Source organism: Microvirga makkahensis, from assembly GCF_009830105.1.
Classification (GTDB): Bacteria; Pseudomonadota; Alphaproteobacteria; order Rhizobiales; family Beijerinckiaceae; genus Microvirga; species Microvirga makkahensis.
Window position 1 is genome coordinate 250747 of record NZ_WURB01000007.1, and the last position, 7522, is coordinate 258268.

Sequence of the window (7522 nt, forward strand, 5' to 3'; positions counted from 1 at the left end):
GGGCGATCATGCAACGATCAGAGGAAGCCCATGACCGCCAATCGCGAGCGCTCATCCATCCGGCCGGATCCATGGCAGCCCCGCATTTACGCCCCGGAGCTTCAGCCCTTGCTGCAATCGCTCCTAGCGACTCTCGCCGACATCGACTTCGCACATCAGAGCGACATCGAGACGGTCGGGAACAGTTCGGCGGAGGACGGGCTCAAACAGGCCACGATCCGCAGGCTGCAACGACTCCATCGCGAGCGGCGCAAACCATACGTCCGGCGGCTTGAGGCGCTGCAGGAGCGCATCCGATCCATGGCGGCCTGAGAATCACGCATCGGGCTGGCATCACGGCGCGGTGCGTGGGAGTCCTGAACCAGGATGGGCCAGTTATTGACCAACTGGGGCAGCGCCGCGGCGGCTATCCTTGGGCGTGCAGCCTCGATGATAGTCGCCTGGTACGTGGCCCGCTTCGACAGCGACAACAGCACCTATGGGCCGCTCGACGCCGAACTCGATGCCGGGATGGCGCACCAGACTGGCCGGGACAGCACGAATGGCCCACCCAGGCCGCTCGGCTCCCGAGGCGCGAATATGGCGCACCACGTCGGCGCATCGCAGACCTGACGCGGGCAGGATTTCCGTCGCCAGGGATGCGGCCAAGCCTTAGGCGCTGGCATTCGACCCTACAGCGGCGGCGAGAGCAGCCGCGCTGTGGAGTCGCGCAACCGCTTGGAGGTGGAACCCGGCCGATACGCGGCAGCATCGAACGGGTAGCAGTCATTGAGGTCTCGTTCGAACACCCGCTCCAGCTCCTGCGTGAGCCGCGCGTCGTAGATTACCGCATTGAGCTCGTGGTTGATGCTGAGGCTGCGGATGTCGAGGTTGGCCGAGCCGATTGAGCAGACCTCGGCCAGGTAGGTATTGGCGACCCAGTACGGGGTCTGGTTCAGCTCCTCGCCGCGGTCGCTCACCATTACCTCGACCGCGATGCCGGCCAGTGCTGCCGCCCTGAGCGCCTCCGCGATGGTGGCATCGAGGATGAAGAAGGGCGATTGCAAGCGCACGTGGTGCTGGGCCGAGGTGATCATGGCAAAGTAGAGGTGGCGGATGGCGCGCCACTCCGAGTCCGGACCGGAGGTCAGAATTTGCACTGGCACGTGGCCATCGACAGCACCTGCCCCTCAGCCGTGGCAGGAGGCGCGTCATTCCCGAGCGACGGAAACCGATCCACCGCGAAGAGGTCCTCGCCCGTGGCGTTGTACCAGTCGACAAGGAACACCACCTGCAACACCGCTGCCCCCTCTCCTTCGAGGCCAACCTGCGTGTCTCGCCATTGCCATTGCAGTGCATGCCCCCAACCGCATGCTTGAGCTTGGACGCCCGAACTCCGTCCGTGCCGCCTGAACCAAGGCATGGCGTAGGCGGCATCCGTTTTCCAACCGTTCCATGCAACACGGTCGAATGCCGCGACGACCTCACTGCTGCAGGTTATGGATCCCTCTGAACCGCCGGTGCTTGAGCGGCTCCGTCGTTGGCTACTGTTGTCACCCTGCCGCTCATTGACCCCAGGCGCTAAACACCGCGTGCATCTCCACTGGCCTGAACCGCTGCTTCAGGTGGCGCAGCCCGGGGCGTCCGGCGTCATGTGAGTCGTTGAAGTAGATGAGATCGGGGAACCCGGCCATGAGTCGATAGCGCAGGAGATAAGGCACTCCCCGGAAGTCAGTGTGGGTGATGCAAAGATAGTTGCACCCCATGGTGGAGGTGAGCGGACCTGAGAAGGCGAAGCCTCGCACCTCCCCGTCAACCTCACCCACCAGCCCAGTGAGCAGGGAAGGTGGGAAGCGGTCGGCTGCCGCGAGGCAGGCGATTGTGTGATTGTAGGAGGTGGTGGCCTTCGTGCCGCTGGCGATCAGCCGCTCCCTCCAGGCCTCCACAAGGGCGCGACAGGCGGGCTGATCTAAGGCGGTGTAGGGCCGCGTCGTGGCCAGCTTCGACTTTATGGCGCACGACAGCTGTTGCCGTAGTCCCTTGAAGATCGGCCCCTCCAGCGCCAGGACGGCCGCGCGGTCAAAGATGAACTCTTCCTCCTTGAGAGCGATCTTTAGCCCCTCTCGTGCGACCGATATGACGTCACTCTCTTGCACACGGATGATCCGACCTGAGCGGTCCCCATTGAAGTCCCGCATCCGCTGCAAGGCATACCGCAGCGCCGCAGGATCGAAGGGGAACGGCGGAAGATACAAGTTCATACGCGAGTCCACATCCGATCCGGTCTTCCGCCGGCGGATCTGGTAAACCAGGATTGATCCGGCATAGCGCTCCCAGCGCAGCATGTGCGCCTTGGATTGTCCGTAGCAATGCAGACGCGGAAAGTAATAGAACCACGACTTGACCCGCGCGTGCTCCGCCGCCGCCAGGAAGGTGTCGGCGTCCTCGGGCTCAATGGACGCCAGATCTGCTAAATCGGCGGTTCTGCTCGCCGTGTTCTCCAACCTGAGGGATGAAAGCCTGACGAACGGCTGGGTGGCCGGACCTGATCTGCTGGCGTCGCGACAGAGCGAAAGTTGGCCGGTCATCGCAATCCTTTCTTGGATGGCTCCAAGTAGGATCAGGTTCATTTCCGAATATGGCCATGATGAGAGGGAGCTCCTACTCAAGATGGGGATCCGATTTGAGAAAAAGTGTTACCTGCATGAGGTACAGACCGGAGCGTCCGGCGCTCTCAAAGGCCCTGGGTCGATCCCATGGGAACGTGGCCATTGCCGGATCAGGATTCTGGTCGCGGCGGCAGGCAGAGCTGGCACTCCCCGCGACGGTACCGCCCAGCGATGCGATCGTCGGCCTCGTGCAGACTACGCCTGTATCCATCCCATCGCCAGTTGCTTGTCGGCAGCGTTCGTCGTGAACCTCTGCTTGAAGGCTAGCAGCCCGGGGGGGCCTCCATAGCCGGCATTGATCCACTCCCGGTCAGAATACAACTTGGAGTGTTCGTGAACGAGCAACGGAGCCACGCCGTCCGAATAGTCGCCTCTGCCATAAAAATAAGCAGCCCAAGATGCGCCGAGATAGCTGCCTACGCCGTAGCCGATCACGTCGTCGTCCAGCACCACCGCCAGATGCCGCACGCCCAACGGCTCCAGCATAGCCAGGTTCTCCAGCGTCCAGGCCGTGCGGGTCCGATAATGCGTGAGCCTCCCTTGGGCTTTTTTTTCAGCATACCAGCGATCGTTGCACGCCAGCACCCGCGCCAGGTTCTCCGGACCGATCGGCTCCACCCGTGCACCAGCTTTCAGGAGCTTGCGGATGTTCCAGCGGTACGTTTTCAAAGAGGATCCGCGCATTTCGGAGACGGTCTCGCGGTGCCACACGAATTCGAGCTTGCTCCTGGCGATCCCACCAGCACTTAGCTGCGCTCCCTTGCGCTGTGCAGGCACAGGCCCCAAGAGACGGCCAGAGTCGAGTGCTGTTGCCTCCCGTTTGAGCACATGCTCGTATTCCTCCCAATCCGACACCAGAGGCAGCAGCTTGGTCTTCTTGCCCAGGCGAAGGAGGATGCAGTCCCGCCTGACCTCTTCCGAGGCGCCGCGGGCAAAGTCCTGCGCCAGCGCCAGCAGGCTCATGTCGAAGGCTAGCGCTCCCAACGCCTCGAGGTTCCGGCCCCACTCGGCAGCCCGGGTGAAGGTCTCGCGTTCGAGCCAGGAGCGGTCCAGGGGCGGCAGGCCCGACTTCTCCGGCTGCGGCAACCGTGCCAGCCGCTCCCGCGCGCGGGCATGGTCCGGCTGATCCGTGAGGATGGCGCGATAAAGCTGCTCCGCCTCGTGAAAGCGCGAGAGCTTGCGCAATTCCGCAGCCGCCTCCAGTTTCAGGTTGATGCGGGACGGCTTGGCCGCCACGGCAGCTTGGTAGTAACTCAGTGCGAGCCGGTGCCTGCCGCGCGCCCGCGCAATGGAGCCGAGGCCAACAAGAGCCCGCACCAGCGTTGGATGCTTCTTGAGGAGATCCAGATACAGGGCTTCCGCCTCGTCCAGACGGGACAACGTCCGAAGCTCCCGCGCCACCTCGAGCCTCGGCTCGATCCGGCGGGGCTTGGCAGCCATTGCGGCTTTGAAATAGCCCAAGGCAGACGGTGCGTCCCCGCGCTGCCGGGCGAGACGCCCCAGGTTCAGCAGAGCCCGGTGATCGGCAGGCTTCATTTCCAGAATGCTCCGATGGACGGCCTCCGCTGCCTTGCGCAGCGCCGCAGCCGCATCAAGAGGGAGCTGAACGGGCGCCTGCGCTTCACCACCTGCCGAGACAGCCTGACTGCCAGCGTCCGCTTCGGAAGCAGGGTTTGTCTGCGCAGGTCGAGGGATCATGCTGGCCTCCGGCAACAATGCGGTCAGATCGCTTTCTTGTACTTGGGTTCGTTTCTGGGTTCGTTTCTGTTGCACATCGCTGCAGGGAAACGGGATCCGCTCCTTGCAAACGCCTGTTCCGATATTGCCCATGCAGACCACAAATCGGCCAGAGGCGGCATTGCATTCGGTCCAGCTATTGCGGGGTAAGACAAATGCTCGAACTACCCCGCGATGGTGCCTTCCCCGATTGCGCGGCCAGCATACACCATGGCGCGTCCCCTGGGCTCATGACGGCGACCCTGGTCCGATTTGGCTGCAACACACCCAGGCTGAAGTGCTGAACTCTACCGCGGTGCAATTCCAGCCCGTCGAGGCAACCCGGTTCCAGGCAGAGGCGCGAGCATGATCCCAACTGGCTCCGGCATGACAAGAACCGCTCTCGATGGGGTCACTTTCAAAGTCTACACCTACAAGCCGGACGGCCCGATCAACGGCATTCTTCTGGTCTACCATGGCACCTCGCGCACAGCGGACAGATCCCGCGACTACGCCATCGACCTTGCCAATCTCGAAGGCCTCGTAGTGGCCGCGCCGCTATTCAGCAGAGCCCGGTTTGCCCGTCATGACTACCATCTCGGCGGTCTGCTTTACGCCTCCGGCCAGCTCAAGCCTGCCAGCCACTGGACCACCCGCTTTGTGGCGCTCCTGGCCGACTGGGTGCGAACAGAGGAGGCAGCCCCAACACTGCCGTACTGGTGCTGGGGCCACTCGGCCGGCGGGCAGTATTTGTCACGTGTGGCAGCGTTCGAGCAGATCCCAGCCGCGCGCATCATCATCGCCAATGCTTCGAGCTATGTGTTGCCGCTCCTGGGCAAGTACCCGACTGGTGAGGCGGTACCGTACGGTATGGGCGGGGTCTATAAAGGCGTCACGGAGCAGACGAAACTGCGCGGCTACCTCCGCATGCCGGTGACGATCTTTCTCGGCACCGATGACGACGATCCTGATGATCCCAGTCTGAGCAGAACCATCGAGGCCCGGCGTCAAGGCATGCACCGCAAGGATCGTGGCGAGCGGACCTTCGTGCTCGGCCAGAGCCACGCCGCAGCGTTGGGGTGCCCATTCGGCTGGCGACTGGTATACGCGCCAAAAGGCGTGCATTCAGCCTCGCAGATGATCCGCGCGCCGCGCGCGCTCGACGCCATGAGGCCGTTCCTCCCATAGACTCTAGACGCAGTGATTTCGATCGTATCGGAACTTTTGGACAATGTTCCCATCGTGTGAGGCGGCAAAGTTTAGAGCAGCTCTAGACCGCCCCGCATGGGAGGATTGGTCAGCTGAAACGCCCTGACCCAGAGAAGCAGCGCTGCAAGGCCGAAGCGCCAAATGTGCCAAACGTCCAGCTTGCCCGGTATGCGGGAACATTCAACGTAGTCATGCTGGTGCTGTCGCTGCTGGCGGTGGCTGGATCCGTCACAATCGCTTTCGACGTAGTCGGCGGGCAAAATCCGAGCCCAACTTCCTTCCCTACCGGCGGATCGTTTCATAAGAGACGGCGTTGCCGCGCTCGCGCATCATTTCCTCAAGCAGGAGGCTCAGGGGAAACCTGAAGTACCGCCAAACGGCATGGGCGATGATCTCGGGTGCGAAGCGATGGCGTTTGTAGCTGACAGATTGGAGCATGCCCCGGTTCCTAAGCCGCAAGCCGCGCCCAAAGGCCACCGCGACATCTCCCAGCTGGTCCCAAGCATCCTGCCCATTCCTTCGATCGCCACAGCGGGTCAAAGCCAGCACGGTTTATGATGACGTCCTGAAACCGTACATCCAGTCCACTGCAGCCAAGCCTAAAGCTACGTTGAACGAGATACCGGTCGTAGGAGTTGAGAAGCCATCACCCCACAGACGTCAGATCGCCGTCTCAACAGGAGAGTGCTAATGGACGAGAAACAGGGATTGAGAACCGGTCACGCTGGGAACAATCAATCCGGTGCGGCAACCCGAGCGGCCGGTAATGGACCTACTGCCCGAGGGAATGCCCAAGCGAGCGGAGCCTCAACCGAAGGCCTGGCGGATCAGGCGAGGAACACTGCCGCCGATGTAGCCCGTGGTGCTTACGATCAAGGGCAGCGGTATCTCCGACAGGCAGGCGGCCGCTATCCGCAGGCCCAGCGCTACTATGAACGAGCCACACAGACCATCGGACGTCAAATCACTGAGGCCCCACTCGCATCGCTGCTGGCAGTCGGCGCGGTTGGCCTTGGTCTAGCCTGGATGATTGGTGGCCTGACCAGAAGCCAGGAGCGTGCGCCATCTCGTGCCGAAACCCGCAGAGACCATCCTGGTCAGCGCTCAGGCAAGCCTCTGATCGAGAGTGACCGCGTGGAAGGCACTGCCGTCTACGACCGGAGCGGCAAGCGTATCGGCACAGTCGAGCGGGTTATGATCGACAAGATCAGTGGACGCGTGGCTTATGCCGTGATGTCGTTCGGCGGCTTCTTTGGTGTAGGCGCGGACGAGTACGCCATGCCCTGGAGCTTGCTCGATTACGATCCTAGTCTGGGAGGGTATCGTATCCAGATCACCGCAGAACAGCTTCGCAGTGCGCCGAGTCTCTCCCGTGCTCGTGGTCAGGACTGGCCGGATCGGCAAAGCGAGGAGGAACTGCACGACTACTATCAGGTGTCCTACTACTGGCTGGTTTCTTGACGATCTGGCAGGCAAGCGGCGGAGGCATTCCATTCCCGATCCTCTCGGAGGTCCAGGACTAAACACATAGGGCGGTTCATCAGCCGATCCGGGATTGTTATAGCACCTGTAAGGCCGGTCCACCTTCCGCACCGTATCCAAAGGGGCGGCCGTGATACCCTTCCCCTCGCTCTTATCTCTTCCGCGCCTGCCCTGTACCGGCTCTAGCTGAACCCTGCGGCTTTCCAGAAAGACAGGGAAAAGCAGTGGTCCCATTCATTACTTCGGAGCCAGAGCGCTCGTTGTAGGCCCAATCCGGGTGCGACGGCCTGACGTACAAGAAGGTGCAAGTTTGTCGGATACCCAACTGACGATCCGCAGCCAGTTCACGTATATCCGTGTCCGTTCTCGAACGCTCTGCCACGGCAACATCCGTCTGTCCCTTCTCGCGGAGGCAAGGGTTCGCTGCGGCCTGACGCCTAATGAGGCTGGCAGGATAGTTCTCCAGC

General features: G+C 62.3%; 8 protein-coding genes and 1 pseudogene. 4 read left to right on the forward strand and 5 right to left on the reverse strand.

What is annotated here, in order from left to right; translation table 11 throughout:
* Positions 1-30 precede the first annotated feature (30 nt).
* Positions 31-312 (forward strand): hypothetical protein, encoded by a 282-nt coding sequence (locus GR328_RS12480; protein WP_160884848.1) that lies wholly within the window; start codon positions 31-33, stop codon positions 310-312.
* 54 nt (positions 313-366) lie between these two features.
* Positions 367-612 (forward strand): hypothetical protein, encoded by a 246-nt coding sequence (locus tag GR328_RS12485; RefSeq protein WP_160884849.1) that lies wholly within the window; start codon positions 367-369, stop codon positions 610-612.
* A gap of 59 nt (positions 613-671) precedes the next feature.
* Here the strand turns inward: GR328_RS12485 and GR328_RS12490 are convergent, their stop codons facing one another.
* The 4 genes from GR328_RS12490 to GR328_RS12505 form a co-directional block, all read right to left on the reverse strand.
* On the reverse strand, positions 672-1139 hold the full coding sequence (locus tag GR328_RS12490) for a phospholipase D-like domain-containing protein (protein WP_160884850.1): 468 nt from the start codon (positions 1137-1139) through the stop codon (positions 672-674).
* Positions 1127-1279, reverse strand: coding sequence for a hypothetical protein (locus GR328_RS12495; RefSeq protein ID WP_160884851.1), 153 nt, complete (start codon positions 1277-1279; stop codon positions 1127-1129). The genes GR328_RS12490 and GR328_RS12495 overlap by 13 nt, the downstream gene beginning before the upstream one ends.
* Positions 1280-1544: 265 nt before the next feature.
* Positions 1545-2567: a phosphatidylglycerol lysyltransferase domain-containing protein gene (locus tag GR328_RS12500; protein ID WP_160884852.1), complete on the reverse strand. Its 1023-nt coding sequence runs from the start codon at positions 2565-2567 to the stop codon at positions 1545-1547.
* Between the two features lie 276 nt (positions 2568-2843).
* Complete coding sequence (locus tag GR328_RS12505) at positions 2844-4346, reverse strand: tetratricopeptide repeat protein (protein WP_160884853.1); 1503 nt, start codon at positions 4344-4346, stop codon at positions 2844-2846.
* A gap of 405 nt (positions 4347-4751) precedes the next feature.
* Here GR328_RS12505 and GR328_RS12510 point away from each other — a divergent pair, with 405 nt between their 5' ends.
* Positions 4752-5552, forward strand: coding sequence for an alpha/beta fold hydrolase (locus GR328_RS12510; protein ID WP_205789938.1), 801 nt, complete (start codon positions 4752-4754; stop codon positions 5550-5552).
* Positions 5553-5858: 306 nt separating this feature from the next.
* Here GR328_RS12510 and GR328_RS12515 read toward each other — a convergent pair.
* Positions 5859-6011: pseudogene (locus tag GR328_RS12515) on the reverse strand (IS6 family transposase); the annotation flags it as partial.
* A 252-nt stretch (positions 6012-6263) separates the two neighbouring features.
* Here GR328_RS12515 and GR328_RS27350 point away from each other — a divergent pair.
* A complete protein-coding gene (locus GR328_RS27350; protein WP_246215837.1) occupies positions 6264-7034 on the forward strand; it encodes a PRC-barrel domain-containing protein in 771 nt (256 codons plus the stop codon).
* The last annotated feature ends 488 nt before the right edge of the window (positions 7035-7522 follow it).